This is a genomic window from Aeromonas mytilicola subsp. aquatica (assembly GCF_044336385.1).
Taxonomy (GTDB): domain Bacteria; phylum Pseudomonadota; class Gammaproteobacteria; order Enterobacterales; family Aeromonadaceae; genus Aeromonas; species Aeromonas rivipollensis.
Genome location: NZ_CP172298.1, coordinates 2,955,670 through 2,981,394, shown reverse-complemented (window position 1 = coordinate 2,981,394; position 25,725 = coordinate 2,955,670). Strand labels below are relative to the sequence as shown.

Annotated in this window: 22 protein-coding genes and 1 tRNA gene; 16 read left to right on the top strand and 7 right to left on the bottom strand. The window is 61.0% G+C overall.

Annotation, left to right across the window (positions count from 1 at the left end):
• Positions 1-60: 60 nt before the first annotated feature.
• Positions 61-2,736 carry a bifunctional acetaldehyde-CoA/alcohol dehydrogenase gene (gene adhE, locus ACFWHB_RS13575; RefSeq protein WP_163153832.1) on the bottom strand — a complete coding sequence of 892 codons (2,676 nt, stop codon included), beginning with the start codon at positions 2,734-2,736 and terminating at the stop codon, positions 61-63.
• A gap of 896 nt (positions 2,737-3,632) precedes the next feature.
• On the opposite strand from adhE, the gene ACFWHB_RS13570 reads away from it, so the two are divergent.
• From ACFWHB_RS13570 to ACFWHB_RS13540, 7 genes are all read left to right on the top strand, one after another.
• The gene (locus tag ACFWHB_RS13570) at positions 3,633-4,268 is read left to right on the top strand and encodes a YchE family NAAT transporter (protein ID WP_162520114.1); all 636 of its coding nucleotides are present in this window, start codon (positions 3,633-3,635) and stop codon (positions 4,266-4,268) included.
• A gap of 280 nt (positions 4,269-4,548) precedes the next feature.
• Positions 4,549-6,168: an ABC transporter substrate-binding protein gene (locus ACFWHB_RS13565; protein WP_395948648.1), complete on the top strand. Its 1,620-nt coding sequence runs from the start codon at positions 4,549-4,551 to the stop codon at positions 6,166-6,168.
• A gap of 98 nt (positions 6,169-6,266) precedes the next feature.
• Positions 6,267-7,187 carry an oligopeptide ABC transporter permease OppB gene (gene oppB, locus ACFWHB_RS13560; RefSeq protein ID WP_111912456.1) on the top strand — a complete coding sequence of 307 codons (921 nt, stop codon included), beginning with the start codon at positions 6,267-6,269 and terminating at the stop codon, positions 7,185-7,187.
• 14 nt (positions 7,188-7,201) lie between these two features.
• Positions 7,202-8,113 carry an oligopeptide ABC transporter permease OppC gene (gene oppC / locus ACFWHB_RS13555; RefSeq protein ID WP_111912458.1) on the top strand — a complete coding sequence of 304 codons (912 nt, stop codon included), beginning with the start codon at positions 7,202-7,204 and terminating at the stop codon, positions 8,111-8,113.
• Between the two features lie 113 nt (positions 8,114-8,226).
• Positions 8,227-9,207: an ABC transporter ATP-binding protein gene (locus tag ACFWHB_RS13550; RefSeq protein WP_043129280.1), complete on the top strand. Its 981-nt coding sequence runs from the start codon at positions 8,227-8,229 to the stop codon at positions 9,205-9,207.
• Positions 9,207-10,202: a murein tripeptide/oligopeptide ABC transporter ATP binding protein OppF gene (oppF, locus tag ACFWHB_RS13545; protein WP_106887186.1), complete on the top strand. Its 996-nt coding sequence runs from the start codon at positions 9,207-9,209 to the stop codon at positions 10,200-10,202. Before ACFWHB_RS13550 ends, oppF begins: the two co-directional genes overlap by 1 nt.
• 302 nt (positions 10,203-10,504) lie before the next feature.
• Entirely contained in the window at positions 10,505-11,464 is a 960-nt protein-coding gene (locus ACFWHB_RS13540) for a TerC family protein (protein ID WP_106887185.1), read from the top strand.
• A 52-nt stretch (positions 11,465-11,516) separates the two neighbouring features.
• On the opposite strand, the gene alr is transcribed toward ACFWHB_RS13540, so the two are convergent.
• Positions 11,517-12,743: an alanine racemase gene (gene alr, locus ACFWHB_RS13535; RefSeq protein ID WP_395948647.1), complete on the bottom strand. Its 1,227-nt coding sequence runs from the start codon at positions 12,741-12,743 to the stop codon at positions 11,517-11,519.
• A 176-nt stretch (positions 12,744-12,919) separates the two neighbouring features.
• Between alr and ACFWHB_RS13530 the strand changes: the two genes are divergently transcribed.
• Positions 12,920-13,366 carry a methyltransferase family protein gene (locus ACFWHB_RS13530; protein ID WP_163149251.1) on the top strand — a complete coding sequence of 149 codons (447 nt, stop codon included), beginning with the start codon at positions 12,920-12,922 and terminating at the stop codon, positions 13,364-13,366.
• Positions 13,367-13,421: 55 nt separating this feature from the next.
• Here the strand turns inward: ACFWHB_RS13530 and ACFWHB_RS13525 are convergent, their stop codons facing one another.
• The 4 genes from ACFWHB_RS13525 to ACFWHB_RS13510 all read right to left on the bottom strand — a co-directional run bounded on the left by ACFWHB_RS13525 (position 13,422) and on the right by ACFWHB_RS13510 (position 17,117).
• Positions 13,422-14,675 (bottom strand): dicarboxylate/amino acid:cation symporter, encoded by a 1,254-nt coding sequence (locus ACFWHB_RS13525; protein ID WP_162520068.1) that lies wholly within the window; start codon positions 14,673-14,675, stop codon positions 13,422-13,424.
• Positions 14,676-14,877: 202 nt separating this feature from the next.
• Positions 14,878-15,348 carry a CC0125/CC1285 family lipoprotein gene (locus tag ACFWHB_RS13520; RefSeq protein WP_395948646.1) on the bottom strand — a complete coding sequence of 157 codons (471 nt, stop codon included), beginning with the start codon at positions 15,346-15,348 and terminating at the stop codon, positions 14,878-14,880.
• 133 nt (positions 15,349-15,481) lie between these two features.
• Positions 15,482-15,558, bottom strand: a tRNA-Pro gene (locus tag ACFWHB_RS13515).
• A 215-nt stretch (positions 15,559-15,773) separates the two neighbouring features.
• Positions 15,774-17,117, bottom strand: a complete 1,344-nt coding sequence (locus ACFWHB_RS13510) for a dihydroorotase (protein ID WP_106887180.1) — start codon at positions 17,115-17,117, stop codon at positions 15,774-15,776.
• 79 nt (positions 17,118-17,196) lie between these two features.
• Here ACFWHB_RS13510 and ACFWHB_RS13505 point away from each other — a divergent pair, with 79 nt between their 5' ends.
• The gene (locus tag ACFWHB_RS13505; protein ID WP_395948645.1) at positions 17,197-18,072 is read left to right on the top strand and encodes a 6-pyruvoyl trahydropterin synthase family protein; all 876 of its coding nucleotides are present in this window, start codon (positions 17,197-17,199) and stop codon (positions 18,070-18,072) included.
• A gap of 84 nt (positions 18,073-18,156) precedes the next feature.
• On the opposite strand, the gene ACFWHB_RS13500 is transcribed toward ACFWHB_RS13505, so the two are convergent.
• Complete coding sequence (locus tag ACFWHB_RS13500) at positions 18,157-20,169, bottom strand: methyl-accepting chemotaxis protein (protein WP_395948644.1); 2,013 nt, start codon at positions 20,167-20,169, stop codon at positions 18,157-18,159.
• Between the two features lie 258 nt (positions 20,170-20,427).
• Between ACFWHB_RS13500 and hinT the strand changes: the two genes are divergently transcribed.
• The 7 genes from hinT to ACFWHB_RS13465 all read left to right on the top strand — a co-directional run bounded on the left by hinT (position 20,428) and on the right by ACFWHB_RS13465 (position 25,592).
• The gene (gene hinT / locus ACFWHB_RS13495) at positions 20,428-20,778 is read left to right on the top strand and encodes a purine nucleoside phosphoramidase (RefSeq protein WP_025326574.1); all 351 of its coding nucleotides are present in this window, start codon (positions 20,428-20,430) and stop codon (positions 20,776-20,778) included.
• Positions 20,778-22,199: a COG3014 family protein gene (locus ACFWHB_RS13490; RefSeq protein WP_395948643.1), complete on the top strand. Its 1,422-nt coding sequence runs from the start codon at positions 20,778-20,780 to the stop codon at positions 22,197-22,199. The genes hinT and ACFWHB_RS13490 overlap by 1 nt, the downstream gene beginning before the upstream one ends.
• A gap of 67 nt (positions 22,200-22,266) precedes the next feature.
• Positions 22,267-22,665, top strand: coding sequence for a YcfL family protein (locus ACFWHB_RS13485; RefSeq protein WP_395948642.1), 399 nt, complete (start codon positions 22,267-22,269; stop codon positions 22,663-22,665).
• A complete protein-coding gene (gene lpoB / locus ACFWHB_RS13480) occupies positions 22,665-23,261 on the top strand; it encodes a penicillin-binding protein activator LpoB (protein ID WP_139744338.1) in 597 nt (198 codons plus the stop codon). The genes ACFWHB_RS13485 and lpoB overlap by 1 nt, the downstream gene beginning before the upstream one ends.
• The gene (locus ACFWHB_RS13475) at positions 23,251-24,114 is read left to right on the top strand and encodes a phosphotransferase (protein ID WP_205599402.1); all 864 of its coding nucleotides are present in this window, start codon (positions 23,251-23,253) and stop codon (positions 24,112-24,114) included. Before lpoB ends, ACFWHB_RS13475 begins: the two co-directional genes overlap by 11 nt.
• A 51-nt stretch (positions 24,115-24,165) precedes the next feature.
• Positions 24,166-25,026, top strand: coding sequence for a DUF6279 family lipoprotein (locus tag ACFWHB_RS13470; RefSeq protein WP_106887116.1), 861 nt, complete (start codon positions 24,166-24,168; stop codon positions 25,024-25,026).
• 68 nt (positions 25,027-25,094) lie between these two features.
• Positions 25,095-25,592 (top strand): hypothetical protein, encoded by a 498-nt coding sequence (locus tag ACFWHB_RS13465; RefSeq protein ID WP_368169395.1) that lies wholly within the window; start codon positions 25,095-25,097, stop codon positions 25,590-25,592.
• Positions 25,593-25,725 lie beyond the last annotated feature (133 nt).

Genomic DNA, 25,725 nt, shown 5'->3' with positions numbered 1-25,725 from the left:
CAGATAGACAAACAAAAAAGCCCGCGCATGTGCGCGGGCTCTTGTCATCCTGGCCGGTTATCAGGCTTTGGATTTTTTCTTGCTGTCTACCTTGGCGTCGACTTTGGCCTCAACCTTGGTCGCTACCTGAGCTTCCTCGGTGAAGGGACGGCCGTAGTAGGTGTCCATCAGTATGGCTTTGAGCTCGGTGATCAGCGGGTAGCGCGGGTTGGCGCCGGTGCACTGGTCATCGAAGGCTTCCAGGGCCAGCTGGTCAACCTTGGCCAGGAAGTCGGTCTCGTTCACACCGGCTTCACGGATGGAGGCCGGGATGCCCAGAGTCGCTTTCAGCTCATCCAGCCAGGTCAGCAGCTTCTCGATCTTGGCCGCGGTGCGGTCACCGGCAGCAGTCAGACCCAGGTGGTCAGCGACTTCGGCGTAACGACGACGAGCCTGCGGACGGTCGTACTGGGAGAACGCGGTCTGCTTGGTCGGGTTGTCGTTCGCGTTGTAGCGGATGACGTTGCTGATCAGCAGGGCGTTGGCCAGGCCGTGCGGGATGTGGAACTCGGCACCCAGCTTGTGAGCCATGGAGTGGCACACACCCAGGAAGGCGTTGGCGAACGCGATACCGGCGATGGTAGCGGCGTTGTGCACCTTCTCACGGGCAACCGGGTCGTTGGCACCGTTCTGGTAGCTGGAGGGCAGATACTCTTTGAGCAGTTTCAGGGCTTGCAGCGCCTGACCGTCGGAGTATTCGTTGGCCAGCACGGACACATAGGCTTCCATGGCGTGGGTCACGGCATCGATACCACCGAAGGCACACAGGGACTTGGGCATGCCCATGACCAGGTTGGCATCGACGATGGCCATGTTCGGGGTCAGCTCGTAGTCGGCCAGCGGGTACTTCATGCCGGTGGCGTCGTCGGTCACGACCGCAAACGGGGTCACTTCAGAACCGGTACCGGAAGTGGTGGTGATGCAGACCAGTTCGGCCTTCACGCCCATTTTCGGGAACTTGTAGATACGCTTGCGGATGTCCATGAAGCGCATGGCCAGATCTTCGAACGCTGTGTCCGGGTGCTCGTACATGACCCACATGATCTTGGCGGCATCCATGGGTGAACCACCGCCCAGGGCGACGATCACGTCCGGCTTGAAGGAGTTCGCCATCTCGGCGCCCTTGCGAACCACGGACAGGGTGGGGTCGGCTTCCACTTCGTAGAAGATTTCCACTTCCATGTTCAGCTTCTTGAGCAGACGAACCACTTCATCGGCATAGCCGTTGTTGAACAAGAAACGGTCGGTGACCACCATGGCGCGCTTTTTGCCTTCCAGGTCGCCCAGGGCGATCGGCAGGGAACCACGACGGAAGTAGATGGATTTCGGAAGTTTGTGCCACAGCATATTTTCTGCCCGTTTTGCGACTGTCTTCTTGTTGATCAGGTGCTTGGGACCGACGTTCTCGGAGATGGAGTTACCACTCCAGGAGCCGCAACCCAGGGTCAGGGACGGGGCAAGTGCGAAGTTGTACAGGTCACCGATACCGCCCTGGGTGGAGGGGGTGTTGATCAGGATACGGGCAGTCTTCATCTTGTCGCCGAAGTACTTGATGCGGTCGGCGTTGCGATCCTGGTCGGTGTACAGACCGGAGGTGTGGCCGATACCACCGATGTTGACCATGTCGCAGGCCATTTCGACGGCTTCTTCGAAGTTCTTGGCGCGGAACATACCCAGAGTCGGGGAGAGCTTCTCGTGAGCGAACTCGTCTTCTGCACAGAGCTCCAGACCTTCACCGATGAGGATCTTGGTGGTGGCAGGCACTGTCACACCGGCCATGGCGGCGATCTTGGTCGCAGGCTGGCCCACGATGTCGGCGTTCAGGGCGCCGTTGATCAGCAGCACTTTGCGCACCTTGTCGGCTTCGTCCTTGGAGAGGATGTAGCCGGCGTGAGTCGCGAAACGCTCCTTGACCTGGTTGTAGATGGAGTCGACCACGATGACCGCCTGCTCGGACGCACAGACCACGCCGTTGTCGAAGGTCTTGGACATCAGGATGGAGGCGACAGCGCGCTTCACATCGGCGGTTTCGTCGATGACGATGGGCACGTTGCCGGCACCCACGCCGATGGCGGGTTTGCCTGAGGAGTAGGCGGCTTTCACCATGCCCGGGCCACCGGTGGCCAGGATCAGGTTGATGTCATCGTGCTTCATCAGCGCGTTGGAGAGCTCGACGGACGGTTGGTCAATCCAGCCGATGATGTTCTTCGGGGCACCGGCGGCGATGGCTGCATCCAGTACCAGCTTGGCAGCGGTATTGGTGGAGTTCTTGGCGCGGGGGTGCGGGGAGAAGATGATGGCGTTGCGGGTCTTCAGGGAGATGAGGGCCTTGAAGATAGCAGTGGAAGTCGGGTTGGTGGTCGGCACTATACCGCAGATGATGCCTACCGGCTCGGCGATGGTGATGGTGCCCATCTCGTCGTCCTGGCTCAGGATGCCGCAGGTCTTCTCGTCTTTGTAAGCGTTATAGATGTATTCGGAGGCGAAGTGGTTTTTGATGACCTTGTCTTCGATGATACCCATGCCGGACTCAGCCACTGCCATCTGGGCCAGGGGGATACGGGCGTTGCTGGCGGCCAGTGCGGCGGCGCGGAAGATCTTGTCTACCTGCTCTTGCGAGAAGCTGGCGAATTCACGCTGCGCTTCTTTGACGCGGGCAACCAGTGCATCCAGTTCAGCCAAATTGGTTACTGCCATGTTTATCTCCTGATGATTTGAAAACTGTTTAGTAAGACCTTGGCAATGCCCGGCAATTATAGCCACCTTGTCAAGGAGGGAATCACCATAACGGGGTATTTACATGCCTTACTAAATTGTTTTCTGGCTCGATTATAGAGCCGGGATGTGTCAGAAAAGATTGATCTGGATCATATGTAACAAAAGAACAAAAGAAATTTTGTTTCACCATCCCGACCTGCCAGATGTTACGCATTTGTAGAGTAGAGCGCCGGGGGGATGAACACGAGGTGAACAGCCATTTTTGCGCCTGGTGTCAAACCCTTGCCTCTTATCCTCCCGCAGTTTCGCCGCTGGCAATGAGGGCGCTGAGGTCCTGCCCGGTGGCGGCCCTTGACAGCCTCTCGCCCCAAAGAGAGGCAGGCGTTTCATTTCTGTTGGAAAAAATGGTGGTTGTTTTCATCCAGCGTCGGGCCTTTTCGTCGGACTTTGGATGGCTGTTCGGCAAATCTCATAACGACGCCTTTGTGGGCGGACTGCTTGCGCCATGGTTGTCCCGGGCACATCAGGATGAAGATAGGGTGCCAGCCTGGGGCGAGCCGTGGGGGTGAATAGGGGTTATCCCCTTGGGGCCTCCAGATCAATCCATGAAAATGGCGCTTTATTGAAGGGAAATAGGGTGATGGCTGGGCGTTTCGACATAAAACACCACCATACTTTGCTGGCGTGTTAAATGGCCTCCATAACGGTTAACAACTCGATATGTTGATTTTTGTCGATTCATTAGAGGAACTAACTGAAAAGCCCCGGAAAGGGTGAGATTATTTGATTGGAGAAGGGAAATATCATGGTGTAAATTTACGCGCAGTTTGACGGGGATGGCCCTCGGTGGCCCGAATTGGTTCTGGATGGCGCTTATGGCAGCAATTGACTTCTCTTTATACCTGAAATTTTTCGTCGGCCTGTTTGCGATCATCAACCCGCTGGGTCTGTTGCCGGTCTTTGTGAGCCTGACGGGCCACATGCAACCGGATGAGCGCAGGAAGACCAACACCACGGCCCACATTGCCGTGATGATCATCCTCATGGTCTCCATGACCATGGGGCAGCTGATCCTCGACGGTTTCGGCATCTCGCTGGCGTCGTTCCGCATTGCCGGCGGCTCGCTCATCACCCTGATCGCCTGGTCCATGTTGCAGGGCAAGCTGGGGGAGGTGAAGCACAACAAGCAGGAGAAGGGTGAACTGGCCGCGCGCGAATCCATCGCCGTGGTGCCGCTGGCACTGCCCCTGATGGCTGGCCCCGGGGCCATCTCATCCTCCATCGTCTATGCCAGCCAGAAGACCCTGACCGAGCTGATGGGCATGTTCGTGGTGGTGATGGCCTTTGCCTACTGCTCCTGGCTCATCTTCCGTGCCGCCCCTCTGCTGTTCAAGCTGATGGGCAATACTGGCATCAACGTGGTGACCCGTATCATGGGTCTCATCATGATGTCTCTTGGCATCGAGATCATGGTGGCAGGGATCAAGGGAGTCTTTCCCGGATTGATGTGATTCAGGTCTGTTTTGTCGGAGCCGGTCCTCGTGACCGGCTTTTTATTGTTTCTTTTTTGTTAGTCATTTCCTAGAATCGAGCGGCTTTGTATGAAAAACACCCATTGCGCGATATTTAAATGCTGAATAAATGGTTTAAAGCTGTTTTTTTGACCGCCAAAGCCGTCCCTACCTGATGATATCTATTGCATTATCAGAATTGTCAGGGAATTATGCGGGCAGCGGGATTTTTATCTCGTGAATGGACAAATGCATGGAATGTTCTTGTTGGAGTATGGAAATGACTCATAGAAAAACAATTATTAATACCCTTTTATTGACCGCACTCTTTGGTGGCGCCACCCTGGCCCACGCCGCCGACGTCCCCGCCGGCACCAAGCTCGCCCCCGAGCAGACCCTGGTGAAAGGCAATGGCTCCGAACCCGCCACCCTGGATCCCCAGAAAGTGGAAGGTACCCCCGAATCCAATGTATTGCGTGACCTGTTCGAGGGTCTCGTCAGCTCCGGCCCCAAGGGTGAGACCCTGCCCGGCGTCGCCGAGTCCTGGGAAACCAAGGACAACAAACACTACGTGTTCCACCTGCGCAAGGATGCCAAGTGGTCCAATGGCGAGCCGGTGACCGCCCATGATTTCGTCTTCGCCTTCCAGCGCGCGGTGGATCCCAAGACGGCTTCTCCTTACTCCTGGTACATGGAGATCCCGACCATCACGAATGCGACCGACATCATCGGTGGCAAGAAACCGGCCGACACCCTGGGTGTGAAAGCCAGCGACGACTACACCTTCGAAGTCCAGCTGGAGAAGGCGGTGCCTTACTTCGTCAGCATGCTCTCCCACACCACCACCTACCCGGTGCCGAAGAAAGTGGTCGAGAAGTTTGGTGACAAGTGGACCCAGCCCGGCAACATGGTTTCCAACGGTGCCTATGTGCTGAAGGATTGGGTGGTCAACGAGCGCGTCGACGTCGAGCGCAACCCCAATTACTGGAACAACGCCAAGACAGTGATCGAGAAGGTCACCTACCTGCCCATCCAGTCCACCAACGCCGAGCTGAACCGCTACTTGGCCGGTGAAGTCGATCTCACCTACAACATGCCCATCGAGCGCTTCAAGCAGATGAAGAAGGAGCACCCGAACGAGGTGCAGGTGAGCGGCTATGTGGGCACCTACTACTACCAGTACAACTTCAAGCACAAGCCGTTTGACGACGTGCGGGTGCGTACCGCGCTCTCCTACGCCATCGATCGCAACGTGATCGCCGACAAGGTGATGGGCAAGGGCGAGACCCCGGGTTACACCCTGGTTCCTGACTTCGTGGACGGTTTCAAGCCGGTGGCCCCGGCCTGGTCCAAGCTGACCCAGGCCGAGCGTGATGCCAAGGCGAAAGAGCTGCTGACCGAAGCCGGTTACGGCCCGGGCAAGCCGCTCAAGTTCGAGCTGCTCTACAACACAGACGACAACCACAAGAAGGTGGCCGTGGCCGTTGCCTCCATGTGGAAGAAGCTGGGGGTGCAGGTGAGCCTGGTTAACCAGGAGTGGAAGACCTACCTGGAAACCAAAAAGCAGGGTAACTTCGACGTGGGTCGCGCCGGCTGGATTGCGGACTACAACGAAGCCTCCTCCATGCTGGATCTGATGCAGACCACCCACGGCAACAATGACGGCAAGTACTCCAATACCGCCTTTGACAAGCTGATGAGCGAGTCGCGCAACCAGGTGGATGCGGATGCGCGCAACAAGCTCTATGTCCAGGCCGAAGATATCCTGGCCAAAGACATGCCGATAGCCCCCATCTATCAGTACGTGACCTCGCGCATGGTCAAGCCCTATGTGGGCGGCTACCCGGCCAACCCGCTGGACAACCTCTACAGCAAAGACATGTACATCATTGCTCACTGAGTAAAGCAACAAGTCGCATAACAAGCAGGCCCGCCAGACGGCGGGCCTTAGTATTAAAACCGCGACCCTTTGGAAGCAGTACAGGACAGGAAATGTCTATGTTGAAATTCATCCTTAAACGTCTACTGGAAGCGATCCCGACTCTGCTGGTCTTGATCACAGTCTCCTTCTTCATGATGCGTTTCGCACCGGGTAACCCCTTTACCAGCGAACGCGCCCTGCCGCCGGAAGTGCTTGCCAACATCGAGGCCAAGTACGGCCTGGACAAGCCCATAGGCGTGCAATACCTCACCTATCTGGGCAACCTGGTCCAGGGAGATCTGGGGCCCTCTTTCAAGTACAAGGACTTCACCGTCAATGATCTGGTGAGCCAGGCACTGCCTGTTTCCGCCAAGATAGGGAGCGCGGCTTTCGTCCTTGCCGTCTTGCTGGGAGTCACCTTCGGCACCATTGCGGCCTTGAAACAGAACACCTTCATCGACTATCTGCTGATGTCGTCGGCCATGGCCGGGGTGGTGATACCCGGCTTTGTGCTGGCGCCCTTGCTGGTGCTTTTCTTCAGTATCTATCTGGGCTGGTTCCCGGCGGGAGGCTGGCAGGGGGGCGGGGTGCAGTTCATGGTTCTGCCGGTGTTCGGCATGATGATGTACTACATCTCCGCCATCTCCCGCATCATGCGTGGCAGCATGATTGAGACCATGAACTCCAACTTCATCCGTACCGCCCGTGCCAAGGGGCTGCCGCTGCGCCATATTATCCTCAAGCACGCGCTGCGTCCGGCCATGCTGCCTGTGGTCTCCTACCTGGGCCCGGCCTTTGTCGGCATCATCACCGGCTCAGTGGTGATCGAGACCATCTTCGGTCTGCCGGGGATTGGTCAGCTGTTCGTCAACGGTGCCCTCAACCGTGATTACTCCATGGTACTCGGCCTGACCATATTGGTCGGGGCGCTGACCATCACCTTTAACGCCGTGGTCGATATTCTCTATGCCGTCATCGATCCCAAGATCCGTTACTAAGCCGGGAGTACATCATGGTAGTCACAACTGAAAAGCGCGAAGCCGTCGAGGCGTTCGCCCAGCAAGTGGAAGTGGTGGAAGGACGCTCCCTGTGGAAGGATGCCCGTCGCCGTTTCCTGCGCAACAAGGCGGCCCTGACCAGCCTCATCATCCTGACCATCATAGGTCTGGCGGTGATCGTCGGGCCGCACCTGTCCCAATACACCTTCGACGATCCTGACTGGGGCGCCATGCAGGCCGCCCCTGACATGGAGACGGGTCACTGGTTCGGTACCGACAGCCTGGGGCGCGATCTCTTCGTGCGGACCCTGCTCGGCGGCCGCATCTCGCTCATGGTCGGCATCATGGGGGCCGTGGTGGCCGTCATCATAGGCACCCTGTATGGCGCCGCCTCCGGCTTCATCGGCGGTCGCGTCGACAGCCTGATGATGCGGGTACTGGAGATCCTCAACGCCTTCCCCTTCATGTTCTTCGTCATCATGCTGGTGACCTTCTTCGGTCGCAACCTGGCCCTCATCTTCCTCGCCATAGGCGCGGTGAGCTGGCTCGACATGGCGCGGATAGTGCGAGGCCAGACCCTGAGCCTCAAGAGCAAGGAGTTCATCGAGGCGGCCCACGTCTGTGGCGTCTCCAAGTGGAAGATCATCACCCGTCATATAGTCCCCAACGTGCTGGGCATAGTGGCGGTCTACGCCACCCTGCTGGTGCCGGGCATGATCATGTTCGAATCCTTCCTGAGCTTCCTGGGGCTGGGTGTACAAGAGCCCATGACCAGCTGGGGTGCCCTGCTGGATGAAGGCTCCAAGTCGATGGAGGTGGCCATCTGGCAACTCCTGTTCCCCGCCGGTTTCATGGTGGTGACCCTGTTCTGCTTCAACTTCCTCGGGGATGGTCTGCGTGATGCCCTCGATCCAAAGGATCGGTAAGACGCCAACGGATCGATAAGACGCCAACGGCGCCATAAGACCCATCCGCTGGACGCGCGGCGTCAGCCGGATGGGCAGGAAAGCATCACGAGAGATCGATAAGGAGTTTTGATATGAAGTTACTGGATGTGAAAGATCTGCGGGTCGAGTTCAAGACCCCGGATGGCAATGTGGTGGCGGTCAACGACCTCAACTTCTCCCTCTCTGCCGGCGAGACCCTGGGGATCGTCGGTGAGTCAGGCTCAGGCAAGTCTCAGACTGCCTTTGCCATCATGGGGCTGCTCGCCAAGAACGGCATCATTACCGGTTCTGCCAAGTTTCAGGGGGACGAGATCCTGAATCTGCCGGAGCACAAGCTCAACAAGATCCGCTCCGAGAAGATCGCCATGATCTTCCAGGACCCCATGACCTCCCTGAACCCTTATATGAAGGTGAAGGATCAGCTGATGGAAGTGCTGATGCTGCACAAGGGGGTGAGCAAGGCTGCGGCGTTCGAGGAGTCGGTGCGCATGCTGGACGCGGTGAAGATCCCCGAGTCGCGCAAGCGGATGAACATGTACCCCCACGAGTTCTCCGGTGGCATGCGCCAGCGGGTGATGATCGCCATGGCGCTCTTGTGCCGGCCGCAACTGCTCATCGCCGACGAGCCGACCACGGCGCTGGACGTGACTGTGCAGGCCCAGATCATGACCCTGATGAACGAGCTCAAGCGGGAGTTCAACACCGCCATCGTCATGATCACCCACGATCTTGGCGTGGTGGCGGGCATCTGTGACAAGGTGCTGGTGATGTATGCCGGTCGCACCATGGAGTACGGCCGGGTCAACGACATCTTCTATCGCCCGAGCCACCCCTATACCGAAGGCTTGCTGCGCGCCATTCCCCGTCTCGATACCGAGGGGGAAGTGCTGCCCACCATACCCGGCAATCCGCCCAACCTGCTGCGTCTGCCCACCGGCTGCCCCTTCCAGGAGCGTTGCCACCGGGCGCACGAGATTTGCGGCCAGCAATCACCAGTCCTGACCCCCTTCGGCGACGGACGGACAAGGGCCTGCCATTGGGTTTCGGATGCCATGATCAAGGGGGTGAACTGATGGGTACTGACAAGAAACTGCTGCTGGAAGTGTCCGACCTCAAGGTTCACTTCAGCATCAAGAGTGACAAGGCCTGGCCCTGGGCCAAGCCCTCCGCCCTGAAGGCGGTGGATGGCGTCACCCTGCGCCTCTACGAGGGGGAGACCCTGGGCGTAGTAGGGGAGTCCGGCTGTGGCAAGTCCACCTTTGCCCGGGCCCTGATAGGCCTGGTGCCGGCCACCGATGGCAAGGTGGTGTGGCTGGGCCAGGATCTGACCAAGCTCGAGCAGGGGGCGCTGCGGGAGAAGCGCAAGGAGATCCAGATGATCTTCCAGGACCCCCTGGCCTCCTTGAATCCGCGTATGACCATAGGCGATATCATCGCCGAGCCCCTGGTCACCTTCTATCCCAATCTCTCAAGGGATCAGGTGAAGGAGAAGGTGCGGGCCATGATGACCAAGGTGGGGCTTTTGCCCAACCTGGTGAACCGCTACCCCCACGAGTTCTCCGGCGGCCAGTGCCAGCGTATCGGCATCGCCCGGGCGCTGATCCTGGAGCCCAAGATGATCATCTGCGACGAGCCTGTCTCGGCGCTGGATGTCTCCATCCAGGCCCAGGTGGTCAACCTGCTCAAGTCCCTGCAAAAGGAGATGGGGCTCTCCCTCATCTTCATCGCCCACGACTTGTCCGTGGTCAAACACATCTCGGATCGGGTGCTGGTGATGTATCTGGGCAACGCGGTGGAGCTCGGGACCCGTCAGGAGATCTTTGCCAATCCCCTGCATCCCTACACCAAGGCGCTGATGTCGGCGGTGCCCATTCCGGATCCGGATCTGGAGCGCAGCAAGGTCATCCAGATCCTGGAGGGGGACCTGCCGTCGCCGATGAATCCGCCGTCCGGCTGCGTGTTCCGTACCCGCTGCCCGGTGGCGGGGCCTGAGTGCGCCAAGACCCGCCCCATGCTGGAGGGGAACTTCGATCACGCCGTCTCCTGCCTCAAGGTGGATCCGCTCTGAGGGCGAGGGTGTGAACGAGCATGCGGGGCACCCAGGTGGTGCCCCGTTTTATTTCCATCCGCGGTGAAGATGCCCCTTGGCGCCACCTTTGGAGGCTGTTACTATCCGCCGCACAAGGGGAGTAACTTCTCGCCGGTTTGTCGTCATTACGGTGCACCCATATCCTGCAGTGCACCCGGCAGCCGGGCAGTCGATGAACATTGGCTGTAAGTGAGACCTTGCCGAGAGGCAAGGTGTATCTGCTCCAAACGCAAACCCACGCCTCTCGGTCGTGGGTTTTGTCGTTTTGGGAGAAGTGAAAAATGGGTGAATGGTGGATGTGGACCGGTTTCTTCAGCATAGTGCTGGTCCTGTTGTGGATTGACATCCGCTTTGTCGGCGGCGGCAAGGCGCACAAGGTGTCCCTCAAAGAGGCGGGGATCTGGTCCCTGGTCTGGGTCAGCGTGGCCCTGCTGTTCAACCTGGCCATCTGGCTCTGGCTGGATCACAGCGCCGGGCGTGAGATCGCCAACGAGAAGGGGCTGGAGTTCCTCACCGGCTACCTCATCGAGAAGGCGCTGGCGGTGGACAACGTCTTCGTCTGGCTGATGCTGTTTGGCTACTTCGCCATTCCGGCCGAGCTGCAGCGCCGGGTGCTGCTCTACGGGGTACTGGGTGCCATCGTCATGCGCGCCGGCATGGTGTTCGCGGGCAGCTGGCTCATCGAGCAGTTCCACTGGATCCTCTATCTGTTTGGTGCCTTCCTGCTGCTGACCGGGGTCAAGATGCTGTGGGCCGCCGACAAGGAGCCGGACTTGGCCAACAACCCGCTGCTGGGCTGGATGCGTCGCCGCTTCAAGGTGACCGAGACCCTGGAGGGGGAGAACTTCTTCGTCTGGCGTGACGGTGTGCGCTATGCCACCCCGCTGCTGCTCATTCTGGTGCTGGTGGAGGTGAGCGATCTCATCTTCGCGGTGGACAGCATCCCGGCCATCTTCGCGGTGACCACGGATCCCTTCATAGTGTTGACCTCCAACATCTTCGCCATCATGGGCCTGCGCGCCATGTACTTCCTGCTGGCCGGCGTCGCCGAACGCTTCGCCCTGCTGAAATACGGTCTGGCGCTGATCCTGATGTTCATCGGGGTCAAGATGCTGCTGCTCGACATCTTCAAGATACCGACCGGCATCGCACTGGGCGTGGTCGCGCTGATCTTGTTGGCCTCCATGGGGCTCAGCCTCTGGGTGACCCGCAAGAAAGTGACCGACCAGAAGACGGTGTAAGTAACCACAAGAAGGGCTCCCTCGGGAGCCCTTTTTCATTTCAGATCTGTGCTTAGCGCTTGATCTTCTTGGGGTTGGTGTAGCCCCAGATGGTGTACATGTCCGCCAGCAGGGCGCCGTTGTACTCCTCCAGATCCGCCTGCTTCACCTCGGCCTCACCCTGACGGCCGAACAGCACCACTTCATCACCGGGTTTCACCCCTTTGAGATCGGTCACGTCCACCATGATGGTGTTCATGGAGGTCTTGCCCACCACGGGCGCCTTCTGGCCCTGGATCAGCACATAGGCCTTGTTGCTCAGCGCACGGCGGTAGCCGTCGGAGTAGCCGAGCGGCAGGTTGGCGAGCAGGGAGTCGCGCTTGAGGGTGAAGGTGCGGTCATAGCCGACGGTATTGCCCGCCGGGTAGTGGTTCACCGAGGCGACCTGGGTCTTGAACGCCATCACCTTCTTGTATTCGGTGTAGGAGGGGATGGTGTCACCGTAGATGATGCCGCCCGGGCGCACCATGTCAAAGTAGGCTTCCGGCACTTCCAGGGTGGCGAAGGAGTTGGCGGCGTGTATGGTGAGCTTGCTGCGATCCAGCTTGCCCGCATCGATCAGCCACTGGTAGTCCAGCTTGAACTGGGCCAGCCCCAGCTTGACGTCCTCTTTCTCCTCCACCGGGAAGTGGGTCATGATGCCGACCGGGGTGATCCCCTTGAGCTTGACCATGGCCAGGGCATCTTCCTTGGCGTTTGCCTGGCGAAGATCGATGCCGTTGCGGCTCATGCCGGCGGAGTTCAGACCTATGTGCACCGGAATGGTGGTATGGTGGCGCTGGGCGATGTCGGCGATCCCCTTGGCGCTCTCCAGGCTGCCTACCAGCTCTTCCAGCTTGTAGGGCAGGGCCTGTTCCACTTCGGCCGGGGTGGCGGCACGAACCCGCATCAGGCGGCCCTCGAAGCCCTTCTCGCGGGCCACGCGGGCCTCTTCATTGCTGGCGATGCCGATGCAGGGAATGCCCGCCTTGACCACGGAGGGGACCAGCAGATCGATGCCGTGGCCGTAGGCGTCGGCCTTCATGATGGCGCAGATCTGCGGGCCCTTGTCGCCGAGACGATCCTTGAGGGTCTGGATGTTGTGCTCGAAGGCGGTCAAATCCACCTCCAGCCAGGCGTTGGCGGCGGTCTGCTCCTGACCGTTGCGGGTGTCGCTGGCCAGGGGCAGATAGGGGGCGGCGACGGCCTGGCCGGCGAGCAACCCGAAGACCAGGGTCGCGAGCAGGGTTTTCTTGTGCATGGGATGGTTCCTTTTTTATTGTTTCGTTGAGGATGGGCCCCTGTCAGATGCGGGCCGCGGCATGGCTGGGTCAGCATGTTGCTATGCTAATGATATGTTTCACTTTTTACCCAGATACCGACGCTGCGAGTGTATCGCAATGGCGTCATTTGTGGCACTTGTTGCAGGAAGAAAATATGCGTTTCGAGCTGCGTATTCCGCCCTTGTTGCTCTTTGTCCTGCTCGCCCTTGCCATGTGGCTGGGACGGGGGGAGGAGAGGGGGAGCGGGGTTTTGCTGGTGCTGGCCACGGCGTTGCTGCTGGTAGGGGCCGTGCTGGGGGGCGGGGCGCTGCTGCACTTTCGCCGGGAGCGTACCAGCGTCCATCCAGTCCGCTTGCAGCAGAGCCGGGTGCTGGTGACCCGGGGGGTCTATCGCATCAGCCGCAACCCCATGTACCTGGGGCTGCTCTGCTGGTTGCTTGCGCTGGCCTGCTATCTCGGGGGACCCTGGGTCTGGCTCGGGCCGCTGTTGTTGCTGGGCTGGCTCACCCGCTTTCAGATCTTGCCGGAAGAGCGTGCCCTGCGTGCCCGCTTCGGCATCAGCTATGTGCAGTACTGCCGGCGGGTGAGGCGCTGGTGCTGACCGCCAAACGAAAAAAAGGCCCGCAGTTGCGGGCCTTTTGCTGGGTGTCCTTGACTCAAGCCTTGGCGAGTTCGCCCTCGGGCTGGGTCTCTCCCAGGCTGTCTTCGGTCTTGGCCACCACGCTGGCGGCGATGGCGTTGCCCAGCACGTTGGTGGCGGAGCGACCCATGTCGAGGAAGTGGTCTATGCCGAGCAGCAGCAATATGCCGGCCTCCGGGATCTGGAACTGGTTCAGGGTGGCGGCGATCACCACCAGGGAGGCGCGCGGTACCCCGGCCATCCCCTTGGAGGTGACCATCAGCAGCAGCAGCATGGTGATCTGCTGGGCCATGCTGAGCTCTATGCCATAGGCCTGGGCGATGAACATCACCGCGAAGGTGCAGTACATCATGGAGCCGTCCAGGTTGAAGGAGTAGCCCATGGGCAGCACGAAGCTGGCGATGCGCTTGTCACAGCCGAACTTCTCCAGCCTGTCCAGGGTCTTGGGATAGGCGGCCTCGGAGCTGGCGGTGGAGAAGGCGAGCAGTATGGGCTCGCGGATCATGGCCAGCAGGGTCAGGATGCGGCGACGGATGAAGAGGCTGCCCATGGCGATGAGCAGCAGCCAGAGGCAGGCCAGGGCCAGGTAGAACTGGGCCATGAAGGTGCCATAGGTGGCGAGGATGCCGAGCCCTTCCTTGGCGACCATGGCGGCGATGGCACCGAACACCGCGAAGGGGGCGAAGTTCATCACGTAGCCGGTCACCTTCAGCATGATCTCGGCGCTGCTTGCCATCAGCTTGACCACGGGTTTGGCGGCATCCCCCAGGGCGGCGGCGGCCAGCCCGAAGAAGAGGGAGAACACCACGATCTGCAAGATCTCGTTGGTGGCCATGGCCTCGATCACGCTCTTCGGAATGGCGTGGGTCACGAAGTCCTTGAGGGAGATGGCGGTGGCGGCCACCCCTGAGCTCGCGCCGTCATCGGGCAGGGAGAGGGAGAGGCCGACCCCTGGCTGCATCAGGTGCACCATCACCAACCCCAGGGTCAATGACATCAGGGAGGCCAGCATGAACCAGCCCAGGGTCTTGGCGCCGATACGCCCCACTGTGCGGGTGTCGCCCATCTTGGCGATGCCGACCACCAGGGTAGTGAACACCAGGGGGGCGATGATCATCTTGATGAGGCGCAGGAAGATGTCGGTCAGTATGGTGATGTCACTGGCAAAGGTGGCGGCCTGGGCCGGGGCAAACAGGCGATAGCCTTGCCCGGTAAAAATGCCAAGCAACATCGCAATGAGGATGGCAACGGTCAATTTGTTCATTTTCATGGGGGGACAGTCTCGATATGTGCAGTGCCTGTGCAGGTGGGTTTGGTGCCACCTAAGTCCGTTTTTGTGATCCGGGCCATGGAATCCTGACAGCCGGTATGCTGGCAGCATGCCTAATCATGGAGGGGAAATCCAGCGACTTATATCAGAACTTTATGTTGCAATTAGTTGTATGTGATGTGGATCTTGTAAATTAATTATATTAATCACTGTTTGTTTTCATCTTTGCCAGATAAATGGCTTCCAGGCTCTGGTCGTCCAATGGGGCTCTCCCGAGGGAGAAGATCAGCAGTGCCGAGGTGCGGTGCTCTACCTGCATCTCGTCCATGAAGGTGTCGGGTTCGTACTCATCGAAGCCGAACTGGGGGCGGGTCGGGGTCACCCTGACCGCATCCCGCGACAGGGTCAGCGACTGCACCTGCACCCAGGCATACCCCTGCGCCAGCGCCATCTCCCCCGCTCGCTTGAGCACGTACTTGCGGGCCGTCTCCCTGTCCACCAGATCGTTGCCCACAAACTCCAGCTGCCAGCGGGTCTCCCCGAGCTGGGTCTGGGAGAAGCCTGTCTGGCCGTTCCAGAAGGACTTTTCGCTGTCATAGGCGGTGGCGCAGCCGCCGAGCAGCAGCGAGCCGCACAGGGCGAGGACGAACAAGAGGGGGGAGCTTGGTGACATGGTACTGGCCCTTGGCTGAGAGGAGGTCACTACAGCACAACGCCGCTCATGAGACAATCGCCTGCCAGGGCGTTGCCTTGGAGAGACAAAAAGAAAAGGCCTTGTCGTTTGACAAGGCCTTTCTCGGGGAATTTGGTCGGTGTGAGAGGATTCGAACCTCCGACCCTCTACACCCCATGCAGATGCGCTACCTGGCTGCGCTACACACCGACGGAGTCAGCTCGGCTGACGGGGAGGGAGTTTATGGAGATGCCCCGACCCTGTCAACAGGGGAAATCCCGCGCCGAGATCGTTTGCCTGCTTTGCGAGCAACTTCGGATCAAAGTGCGACCAGTCGCGCATTTTGTCAGCACCTTGCCGCCGTCTTGCATGAAAAACGGCCGCCCTGGTGGGCGGCCGTTTGGCGTAACGCTTTCAAGCAGAGATCAGCGGTTGAAGGTGAGCCGCTTGCCCAATACCTGATCGGTAACCTGACCGTTCTGCCAGGCGATCTGGCCGTTGACCAGAGTCATCTCTATGGTGCTCTGGAAGCGGTAGCCGTTGAAGGGCGACCAGCCGCACAGGTAGAGCAGGTTGCTGTCGTTGACCACATAGGGCTTGCCGAGATCCAGCAGCACCAGATCGGCGAAGTAGCCCTCGCGGATGTAGCCGCGATCCTGCACCTGGAAGCGCTCGGCCACCGCGTGGGAGGTCTTCTTGACGATAGTCTCCAGCGAGAAGACGCCGTTGTGGTAGAGCTCCAGCAGCGCCTGCAGGGAGTGCTGCACCAGGGGCACGCCGGACGGCGCCTTGAAGTAGCTGTTCTGCTTCTCTTCCCAGGTGTGGGGGGCGTGGTCGGTGGCGATGATGTCGAGCACGTCGTTGCGCACCGCATCCAGCAGGGCGTGCTGGTCGGCGGCGCTCTTCACCGCCGGGTTGCACTTGATCTGGCTGCCCAGGGTGTCGTAGTCCGCCTCGTTGAAGAACAGATGATGAACGCACACCTCGGCGGTGATGTTTTTGTCCTTGAGATCCTTCAGATCCGGGGTGGCGGTGAAGAGCGACAGCTCCTTGGCCGTGGTCAGGTGCAGCACGTGCAGCTTGGCACCGTACTGCTTCGCCAGCCCCACCGCCATGCTGGAGGATTTGTAGCAGGCGTCGGCGCTGCGGATGCGGCCGTGCTCGCGCATGGGCACATCCTCGCCCCACTTGGCACGGGCCTCGTCTTCCAGCACCTTGATGGAGGGGGTGTCCTCGCAGTGGGTGACTATCATCACCGGGCTCTCGCGGAAGATGGCCGCCAGTGTCTCCTGGTTGTCCACCAGCATGTTGCCGGTGGAGGCCCCCATGAAGATCTTGATGCCGCAGGACTGCTTGGGATCCAGCTTCTTGATCTCTTCCAGGTTGTCGTTGGTGGCACCCAGGTAGAAGCTGTAGTTGGCGGCGGCGGAGTTGGCGGCTATCTGGTATTTGGCTTCGAGGGCGTCGATGGTGGTGGTCTGGGGATTGACGTTGGGCATTTCCATGAAACTGGTGGTGCCACCGGCAACGGCGGCCCGGGATTCACTGGCGATGGTCCCCTTGTGGGTCAGGCCAGGTTCCCGGAAATGGACCTGATCATCGATCATCCCGGGGATGAGGTGACGGCCTGCGGCATCGATCACCACGGCATCGGGGGCGCTGATGTCCGGGGCGATGCGGGCGATCCGCTCACCCTCGATCAAGACGTCGGAAGCATAGATGCGGCCTTCGTTGACCAGGGTGGCATTCTTGATAAGCAATTTGTTCATGGGGGGTTCCAGTTCCTTTGCCGATAATCCGGGGTCATAATATCGCAAACTGCACTTTCTCTGTAGCAAGGCCTGAGTGATGAAGTTATTTGTTAGAGATTTGACTGTGATCGATTCCAGCTATCTGTGCGAGCGTCGCGGCATGGTGGGGGAGAGTTGGCTGGTGGACATCGAGATGAGCGGCGAGCTCAACGAGATGAGCATGCTGCTGGACTTTGGTCGGGTGAAGAAGCTCGTCAAGTCGATCATCGATGAAGAGGTGGATCACAAGCTGCTGGTGCCGACCGAGAGCGCCCTGGTCCACATCCACCCCCTTGACGACGACGAGTGCACAGTGGATCTGCTGCGCCCGGGTCGCTCCATCCACCTGCGCTGCCCGACCCAGGCGTTTGCCTTCATTCCCGCCCCCCAGGTGGACAAGGAGTCGGTGACCCGCTATCTGCTGGCGGTGCTGGCCAAGCGCTTGCCTGGCAACATCAAGGATCTCTCCCTGACCCTGCGTCAGGAGCAGATCGAGGGCGCCTTCTACCACTACAGCCATGGTCTGAAGAAGCATGACGGCAACTGCCAGCGCATCGCCCACGGCCATCGCTCTCCGGTCGAGATAGAGGTGGACGGAGCGCGCAACGAGGAGCTGGAGCTGAACTGGGCCGAGCGCTGGGCCGACATCTATCTCGGCACCCTGGAGGACAAGGTGGCCCTCTCCGAGCTGGAATTGAGCGAGCTGGCCAAGGCCGAGCTGGGAGAGCATCACCTGGGCTTCAAGTACCTGGCGCCCCAGGGGCTGTTCCAGCTCGCCATGCCGGCCGCCGAGGTGGAGATGATAGACACCGACACCACCATAGAACTGCTGGCCCACCATATCGCCCGTGAAGTGAAGAAGCAGGTGGGGGACAAGTTCGTCAAGATTGTCGCCTATGAAGGGGTCGGCAAGGGCGCCATCGCCTACGCCTGATTTCTCTGCAAGCCGCAATAAAAACGAGGCCCCGCATCTGCGGGGCCTCGTCGTTTCAGGGCAATGGAAGAACAGACGGCCTCATCAGGCGCTGAGCCGGAAGCGCTGCACCAGCCCCTCCTGCTGCTCGGCCAGGCTGTCGAGCTGCTGGCTGGTCTCGGCGACCCGCTCTATGCCCTGATAGTTGAGATCCGAGATGTCCGAGATGCGGTTGAGGTTGGTGGCGATGTCGGCGCTGGTGGCCTGCTGCTGCTCGGCGGCGGAGGCTATCTGGCTCGACATGTCGCTGATGAGCACCACTATGCCCTGCACCTCCTCCATGGCGTTGTTGGCCTGGGAGCTCTGATCCACGCAGCTGTCCATCTCGCGGGAGCACTCCTGCATCACGTTGACTGCCCGGGCGACCCCCTGCTGCAGGTTCTCTATCATGGTCTGGATCTCGCTGGTGGACTGGGCGGTGCGACCGGCCAGGTTGCGCACCTCGTCCGCCACCACCGCAAAGCCGCGGCCCTGCTCGCCGGCCCGGGCCGCCTCGATGGCGGCGTTGAGGGCCAGCAGGTTGGTCTGCTCGGCGATGCCGCGGATGACGTCGAGGATATTGCCAATCTGGCCGCTCATGGCGCTCACATCGGCGATGACCGCACCGGTCTGCTGCAGCTTGCCCGCCAGCTGATGGGTGGTGGTGATGTTGCCTGCCATCACCTTGCGGCCCATCTCGGAGGCCTTCTCCACGTCCTGCACCCGCTCCAGGGTCTGGTTGGCGGCCTGGGCCACCTCCCGCACCGAGGCTTCCATCTGGGTCATGGCGGCGGCGACCGAGGCGGTCTCCTGACGCTGCTTCTCCAGATCCGCGCGCACCGATTCGGTGGTGTGGCGGTTGTCGTGGGCGGCGCTGTTGAGCTGGGTCGAGGCCTGGGAGAGCTGCCTGAGCACGTCTCCCATCTGCTGGATCAGCAGGTTGATCTGGCTGCCGAGCTGGCCGAACTCGTTCTGGCTCTTGAAGCCGACCCGCTGGGTCATGTCACCCTGGGTCACCTCGGTCAGTACCCGCAGCAACTCTTTCAGGGGGCGGCGTATGGCCTTGCCGAGGGTGAAGGCCACCAGTATGGCGACGAAGATGGCGATGGCGATGCTGATCCCCTGGGTCAGGGTGCTCTGGGTCTGCACCCGATCGGAGGCCTTGATGCTGGCGTTCATCAGCTGCTGGCTCTGGGTGGTGATCCCCTCCAGCTTGTTCTGGATGCTGACGATAAGCTGGCTCGCCTGCTTGCTCTGCTCGCGCATGGTCTGCTGCTGCTTCATCAGCGCCAGGTACTGGGAGAGCACCCCTTCATTGGCGGTGGTGTCGCGCACGAAGCCATGGACGTAGTGGCCCATGTTGTTGTCGAACTCCTTGAGCTCCCCCTGGAGATCCTTGATGGTGCTGTTGAAGCCCTCGATCTGCATCTTGTTGCGCTTGAGCGCCGCTTCGATGGGGGCGGGGATGCTCTGGTTGAGGGCATCCATGGTGGAGAGCTCGATGGCGGAGAGCTTGGTGGTCAGGGTCTCGGAGAGCATCTTGATGAAGCTGTCGTCGACGGTGACCATCATGTCGCCGAGGTTCTTCTTGAACTGGGGCAGGCTGACCTGGAACTGGCCCTTGGCCTGGTTGACCTTGTGCAGCCGGGTGAGCAGGGCTTCGTGCTCGGTGGGCAGGGTCTGGGTCAGCTGCAGGTAGTCAGCCACCAGCTTGCCGAGGGCTGTCATCTCCCCCTGCAATTCGGGGTGCGTCGCCACCTGCTGCCTGAGGGTCGTCAGCATCTTGTCGACCTGACCCTTGGCCTGCTGCAGCTCGGCCACTTCCGCCGGCAGTTGCTTGGGATCCTGCTCGGTCAGCACGTCGGTGAGCCACTTGTTGGCGCTGAGCAGGCTTATCTGCGTCTGGCTGCTGGCGATCACCAGCGGCATGGACTCTTGTGTTACCTGGTCCAGGGCATCGTTGAGTTCGCTCTGGCCGCGAAAGGTCAGTACCGCGCTGGCGACCATGACGGCGACCAGGATGGCAAAGCCCAGATAGACTCTCTGTAAGATCGAGAGGTCTGACATTGTTTGTTTCATTATTGTCCCGCTGTCTATGCAAAAGTCCCTTGCCTGAGTACCCCGTCCCTTTGGTACCCTGCATGCCCCCACGGGGAATGCCGCTGGGGTACTCGGGACGTCATCCTCACTATCGGTATTCTTCACAATAACTGAAGTGATTGGGACAACGGCTGTGTCAAATGTCGGCTTGTGTCACACTTGGCGGGCTGTGGCGACATTTTTGGGAGTCGCTTGAGTTTTGCATTGAATTTTCTTTTTCATATAAAGGAGTTACCCATGGCGCAAGAAACCATTTTCAGCAAAATCATCCGCAAGGAGATCCCCGCCGACATCCTTTATCAAGACGATCTGGTGACCGCCTTCCGCGACATCCAGCCCAAGGCCAAGACCCACATACTGATAGTGCCCAATGTGCTGATCCCCACGGTCAACGACGTGGAAGCGGATCACGAGCTGGCGCTCGGCCGCATGTTCACCGTGGCCCGCAAGCTGGCGGCAGATGCCGGGATAGCCGAGGACGGCTACCGCCTCATCATGAACTGCAACCGCCACGGCGGGCAGGAGGTCTACCACATCCACCTGCACCTGGTGGGTGGCCAGCCGCTGGGACCCCTGCTCAGCCTGTGATGCGTCCCGCCTCATTGACCGGCCTGCTGTTGGCCGGTCTGCTGCTGGGAGGCTGCGCCTCCCGCTGGCAAGATCTCTTCGTCTCCTATTCCGATCAGATGGTGCCCCTGCGCAACCAGCTGCTGCTGGGTCATGCCGCCGAGGCGCTGCCGAAGGTGCGGGAATCGACCCCGGGAGACGACACCTATGTGCTGGATCAGCTTGAGAAAGGCCGCATCGCCTGGCTGGCGGGTCAGGATGCGATCAGCAAGCAGGGCTTTGCCGCCGCCGACAGCCGGCTCGCCTGGGAAGACAATCAGGCCCGGTACCGCCTGAGCCAGGGGCTGGCCCAGGCGGGCAGCCTGCTCACCAACGATCAGACCATGGCCTACCGGACGCCGGACTACGAGCGCACCATGCTGCACCACTATCTGGCGCTCAACTACCTGCAACGGGGGGATGCCGAAGGGGCCCTGGTGGAGGTGCGCCGCGCCAATCAGGTGCAGGAGCGGGCGCTCAAGGCGCGGGCCGACGAGGTGCGCAAGGCCAAGGAAGAGAGCGAAGAGTCAGAAGCTGAAGGGGAGATGCGCCAGCTGATGTCGCGCGGGGCACCCGAGCTCGATCGCCTGATAGGCCAGGTGAAAAACGGTTTCCAGAACGCCTACACCTTCTATTTCTCCGGCGTGCTCTATGAGGCGGCCGGGGATCTCAATGACGCCTGGGTGGACTATCAGCGGGGCTACCAGATAGCGCCGGACAACCAGAGCCTGCAGGATGCCTTGCTGCGCCTGGCCCGGCTTCGCGGCTCCGCGGACGAGCTCAAGGAGACCGAGAAGAAGGTGGATCGCAAGGCGCCGCCGCTGGCCAAGGATCAGGGCCAGCTGGTGGTGCTGTTTGAAGATGGCCTGATCCCGGCGCGGCGGGAGATCTTCCTGCCGCTGCCCATCTCCACCTCCAGCGGCGATTTTCGTACCTTTACCGTGGCGGTACCCTATTACGACAACAGGGCCAGCGACACAGGCCCGCTGACGGTGTCGGTGGGCAAGCAGGCCGGGCGGACCAGCTCGCTGGTGCGACTCGAATCGCTGGCGGCCAAGGATCTGCAGGAGCGGCTGCCGGGCATGCTGACCCGTCAGGCGCTGCGGCTGGTGGCCAAGGAGCAGTTGCGCCGCAGCGCCGCCAAGGAGGGGGGCGATGTGGGCAATATCCTGGTGGGCATCTTCAATACCCTCTCTGAGCGGGCCGATACCCGCAGCTGGCTGACCCTGCCCGCCGAGGCATCGAGCTGGCAGGGAATGGTCCCGGCCGGGGAGGTGCAACTCCAGCTGGGGGCGGGCAGCGCCATGCGCACACTCCCCCTCACAGTGCACGCCGGGCGCACCACCCTAGTCTGGGTGCAGCGCCTCGGCGCGGGCCTGAGCAGCCGGGTGATGCCCCTATGAATGCCCCTTTGGGCAAGGATCACAGACTGACCGGTTCGGCCCCTCGGCCACCGGCAAGGAGAACAAGATGAAAGCACATGGCTTGGCCCTCGGGCTGATACTGCTGCTGGCGGGGTGCGCCACCAATACGTCCGGCGTGGCGCTCTATGGCGCGGCCGGGGCGGCAGCGGTGGCGGAGCAGCACCAGAACGTCAACGTCACCCTGACCGAACTCAGCCGCCGTCAGCAAAACGGCCTGCTGCAGGTCAACGTGGCCGCCGCCAGCACCCAGCGCGGCGACAACAAGTTGCAATACCTGTTCTATTGGTATGATGAGGCCGGGCAGGAGGTGGCCAGCGATGGCCGCGGCTGGACCCCCATCAAGCTGCACGGCTACCAGACCCGCACCCTGTCCGCCCTGGCGCCGAGTCCGGCAGCCCGGGGCTACCGGATTTACGTACGCGAAGTGATTGAGGAATCGAACTGATGAGAATGAACCATGCCCTGCTGATCCTGACCTCGGCCCTGCTGCTCGGCGGCTGCTCCAGCACCACAGTCAGCTATGGCGATCCCACCGAGACAGAGACGGTGACGGTGGATTACGGCTCCTCCGACTTGCAGGCCATCGCCGACAAGATGGCGGACTCCATGCTGGCCTCACCGGTCACAGGCGAGATCACCGCAGGGGGCCGTCCCGTGATGTTCATGGACTCCATCCGCAACAAGACCTCGGAGCACATCGACACCGAGGCCATCACGGACACCATCCGCACCAAGCTGCTGCGCGCCGGCAAGTTCCGCTTCGTCGACATGAGCAAGGTGAGCGCGGTCAAGCAGCAGCTCGAGTACCAGCAGAGCAGCGGAATGGTGGATCCCGCCTCCATGGTGCGCCTGGGCAAGCAGACCGGCGCCCGCTACATGGTCTATGGCAACCTGGCCAGCATCGTCAAGGACAATGGCAAGGTGAAGGACGTCTACTACCAGATGACCATGAACCTGATGGATCTGGAGAATGGCGAGCTGCTGTGGGCCGATCAGAAAGAGATCCGCAAGCAGGCGAAGACCTCCACCTTTGGCTGGTGAGGCGACCCGGCAGAAGGGGGATCTGGCGGAGCTGAGCCTGCTGGCCAGCCTGCCGGCCCCCTGGCACCAGGGGCGCCTTGAGCCACTGGCGAGCGGCCTGACCAACGGCAACTACCGGCTGCGTCTGCCCTCGGGGCAGAGTGGCTTCCTGCGGCGCGGCCACCCGGATCCGGTGCGGCTCGGCATCGACCGCGCCACCGAGTGGCAGCTCTATCAGGGGGCAGTGGGGCAGGGGCTGGCCTTGCCCTGTCATCACGGCGATCCCGCCACCGGCCTGATGCTGCTGGACTGGTGCGACGAGCCGAACTGGGCCGTCTCCCCGCCGCCCCTGGCGACCCAACCTCCCTTGCTGGCCGAGGTGCTGAGACGACTGCACCGACTGGCGCTGCCCGCCGTGGTGATGGCGGTGCGGGCCCACAGCGCCGGCTATCGTGAACGCCTGGCCCAGGTGCCCCCCTGGTTGCCGGCGCTGGAGCGGGCCCTGCTCGCGAGCCACGAGCCGGACGACTGCTGGCTCCCTTGCCATCATGATCTCAATCCGGCTAACTTGTTGGGCCACAGGCCCTGGGTCATCGACTGGGAGTATGGCGCTGCCGGTCATCCCGGCTTCGAGCTGGCCAGCATACAGCGCACCCATGGCTGGAGCGAAGAGCTGCGGTGCCAGTTGGAGAGCTGCTATCTTGAAGGCAGGGGAGGCGCTCATAAGCTGCTCAATGGCAAGGGATTCCAGACCGATGCCTTCCTGCCCTGGGTCGATTACATCGGCCTGCTGTGGGCGCTGCTGATGGCGGAGCAACAACCCGGGCCCGACTATCAGGCCCTCATCGACACGAACCGCCAGCGCCTGGAGTGAGTCCGGGCAAGGGCCAGCGCGACGCTTATTTTCTACGACTTGGAGGCATGCATGGTGACCAGATTCTCATGGCGTCAACCCCGCAGCTGGAGCCTGCTGCTACTCTGCCTGCTGCTGACCGGCTGCGCGACCCGGGTGATCTACTACTGGCTCGACTCGGCCATCGTCTGGCAACTGGACGACTACTTCTCCCTGGACCGCAGCCAGAAGACCCTGCTGGACAAGGAGGTGAAGGGGCTGATGGCCTGGCATCGCCAACACGAGCTGCCCATCTATGCCCGGGATCTCGATGCCCTGGCGAGGGCAGTGGCCAGCCCCATGACCCCGGCCCAGGTCACCCTGCACCTGGACCGCACCCAGGCCAGCCTGACCCGCACCCTGGAGAACGCCATTCCCCGCACCGTGCGTCTCGCCAGTACCCTGACCGATGCCCAGGTGGCGCGCTTCATGACCGATAGAGTGAAACGCCAGCAGGAGCGCAAGCATGATTTCGCCACCGAGCCCAAGGCGCAGATGCTCAAGGAGTTCAGGGAGAAGATGAGCGAGCGGCTGGTGTTCTGGATTGGCAAGGTGAAGCCGGCCCAGGAGCCGCTCATTGCCCAGTGGGCCGAGTGGCAATACGAGATGATGCCCCCCTGGCTCGAGTTCCAGGAGGCCTGGACCAAGGAGCTGGAGCGACTGATGAAGCAGCGCCAGGACCCGGACTTTGGCAAGGAGCTGACCCGGTTGCTGCAACAGGGGGACGGCCTGATGGATGGCCGCTTCACCGGGTACACAGACCAGTCACGCCAGCGCACCATACAGTGGCTGAGCGCCCTCAGCCAGTCGATGGATCTCTCCCAACGCGCCCACCTCTACACCCTGCTCAAGGACTATGCCGAGGACTTCGAAGCCATGACCCGCAGCCGCTGACGGCCGCGTTCAGCACCGCAAGGGCGGCAGGCGTCATGGCCTGCCGCCCTTGTCCTTGTGGGGGGGCTATGGTAGTTTGCCCTTTCTATTATTCGGGAATTAACTTTTTGAGCCTGCTGGACAAAGTGAAACTGGCGGCGATGACCCTGCTCATCGCGCTCACTCTGTTGCTCTCTACCGTTTCGGTGGAGGGGCTCAAGGTACCCGCTTCCCAGCATGCCGCCCAGCTGATGGGGGAGGCCGCGGATCCCGCCGACGGCGCCCAGATGAACCATGGCGCCAGCGACAGCGACGACGGTGTCGTCAAGTTCGTCGGCTCCCACCAGAGCCACCTGCTGCGCCTCGAGCACTCCCTGAGCCGGGATCATCAACCCGGCAGCGTGGTCTACGAGCTGGTCATGAGCTGGGCCCAGCAGGCCATACTGCTGCTGTTGTGCGGCCTGCTGCTCTACGCCGCCCTCTTCTACCCGAGGACGAGCTTTCGCGATCACTTCGCCAGCATCCACCTGCGCCGCCTGCAGCGCCGGCACCTGCAATACCGCTTCTCCCAGAGCTTCCTCGCCTGACCCCGATGGGGTCAGTCTGCCTGCTGTTGCCTCATCTTCTCTCTGTTGCTGTTCACTTTTAGTGAACGGCTAGGCTGTCTTGTTTCATTTTTTTGCACGGTGCGACCCGGCGTCGCCCTTGCCATCGCCTGAC